Source organism: Thauera sp. ZXT1-4 (assembly GCF_052598215.2).
Genome location: NZ_JBQWSN020000092.1, coordinates 1 through 1,731 on the forward strand (window position 1 = coordinate 1; position 1,731 = coordinate 1,731).

Annotated in this window: 4 protein-coding genes; all 4 read right to left on the reverse strand. The window is 62.6% G+C overall.

Translation table 11 applies throughout. From position 1 onward, the window contains the following. Positions 1-182 (reverse strand): hypothetical protein (locus tag ACUH78_RS19165; RefSeq protein ID WP_510497610.1); only part of this gene is annotated, 182 nt, incomplete at its 3' end. After that, on the reverse strand, positions 179-673 hold the full coding sequence (locus tag ACUH78_RS19170) for a hypothetical protein (RefSeq protein ID WP_445334439.1): 495 nt from the start codon (positions 671-673) through the stop codon (positions 179-181). The genes ACUH78_RS19165 and ACUH78_RS19170, both read right to left, overlap by 4 nt. Before the next feature lie 164 nt (positions 674-837). Then, complete coding sequence (locus ACUH78_RS19175) at positions 838-1,254, reverse strand: DUF2442 domain-containing protein (RefSeq protein WP_075146753.1); 417 nt, start codon at positions 1,252-1,254, stop codon at positions 838-840. Continuing rightward, the gene (locus tag ACUH78_RS19180; RefSeq protein WP_232311631.1) at positions 1,241-1,453 is read right to left on the reverse strand and encodes a DUF4160 domain-containing protein; all 213 of its coding nucleotides are present in this window, start codon (positions 1,451-1,453) and stop codon (positions 1,241-1,243) included. Before ACUH78_RS19180 ends, ACUH78_RS19175 begins: the two co-directional genes overlap by 14 nt. Between the last annotated feature and the right edge of the window lie 278 nt (positions 1,454-1,731).

Consider the following 1,731-nt stretch of genomic DNA (forward strand, 5'->3'; position numbering starts at 1 on the left):
GATTGCGCCGATGCGAGCAACGCCCCCACATGCTCGAAAACTTGCGCGTGCGCGACCAGGTCAGGGTGGGCATTGATGAGCCAGAGCAGCCGGCGCAGCGCCATCGGATCGAACCCGGCATCGGTACAGGCCGCGATCAGACTCTGGTGCGCTGGGGCCTGGACGGGGGCGCTGAACTTCACAGAGCGGGTTCGCTGTCGGGTTCATCGAACCCCTGTCGCTTCTGTCGCGGCAGGACTGCATCCAGGCTGTAGCCCGTGGCGATGGCAAAGCGCTTGGCGCTGGCAGGGCCGTATGTCTTCGTCTTGGGATCGGTTTCCGCGATCGCAATGAAGCCAGCGTCGGCGATTGCCTGATGCAGGCAATAGAGCTGGTGTGGAAGATGGGGGCGCGTGCGGGCCAGGGCGTGATGGATGATCAGGTCAGCCGCCAGGATCTGGAGCTTTTGCGCCTTGCGCAGACGGCCGCTTTTGATCCGGAGCACCACCACGGCATCCTCCGGGCCGTACAGCTGCTGCGCGAGCCAGTACGCACGACCTGCGCCCAGGACATCGTAGCCCTCCTTGCGCCGGATCACGGTCATCGGGTTCATCGCGTAAGCGAGTTCCAGGAGGGCTCGATCGTGATGGCGAACCGCAAAACCGAAGTCCGGAACCACCCAGTGCTGCTCCATGAACGCTGCAAGGTCTGCGTCCAGCCCGAGTATCTCGGCGAAAGGGAGGGTGATGTGCTCCATCGCCGGCAGTGCAGGGGAGGTCGCGCTTGATTGGGTCATATCCGTGAGGCGCCGAGCTGGGACGGTCAGTATGCGGTGTGAGGGGGCTGGCGCCCTCTCGACTACGTTGTCGTGGCCTTGCGCGGCCGCCCTCCAAGCCGTCCGTTGGCGCGCGCCGCGGCCGCCTTGGCTTCCGAGGTCTGGCGTCCCCCGGCTCGCCCTGCTTCTGCGCTCATCCAGCGGCGGGAGCCGAGCATGCCTTCAAGCAGGGCAGGCAGGTAGAGATCGGCATCGAGCTGCGGGAAGTGCAGGCCGAGCCCTGAGGGGCTGATCTCAATTTCGCTCAGCGCTTGCGGTGCAGCCTGGCCGAGGCCCTCGGCCAAGCGAGGCTCGAACGACACCTCCAGCCCGGAGCTCAGCACGATCACGACGCGGCCACGAAGCGCATCAAAATGCGCCTCGGTCGCCACGGGGCCTTTTGCGCGGCGGTCTTGTCCGCGGCGGTTGGCCCGCTCGAATTCGGTCTCAGAAATCGTCATGAAGGTGCTCCCATTCATCACACAGCTTGCCCAACGCCTTCGTCAGGGCGGCGCTGAATTCGCTCAGGTCCTTTCGGGTGAAGCCGAAGTTCTCACGCAGCTCGGGCGGCCCGTCGGGACAACGAAGCTTGAAAACTGCCTCGCATCCACCCCCGATCACATGGACGTGGGCGGGGCGGTGATCGTTCGGATAGATCACAACCCGGGCGCTGGCGAGTCGCAGGATAGTAGGCATTATAGCAATTAACCCAAGCTACTTAGGTTTAATCCCTCGCGTGAGGGTAGGGGTCGTCTAGGTAGGACCATGTTACGTTTACATCTTAACCATATTTTTTGTATATACTAGGGTTAGATCGTGGCCGGATGGTTTGTCAAATTTCGCCTGATGCCTGACGAAAGCCTTGTAGATACTGAATAAAGCCGATTGTGGCCAAGGAAGACCTGGAGGCGCCGGTAGACTGGGCTAGACTCCGAAGG

Excerpts from the sequence above, each read along its gene's own strand:
- ACUH78_RS19175 (WP_075146753.1), bottom strand. The coding sequence starts at position 1,254 with ATGACGATTTCTGAGACCGAATTCGAGCGGGCCAACCGCCGCGGACAA.
- ACUH78_RS19170 (WP_445334439.1), bottom strand. The coding sequence starts at position 673 with ATGGAGCAGCACTGGGTGGTTCCGGACTTCGGTTTTGCGGTTCGCCAT.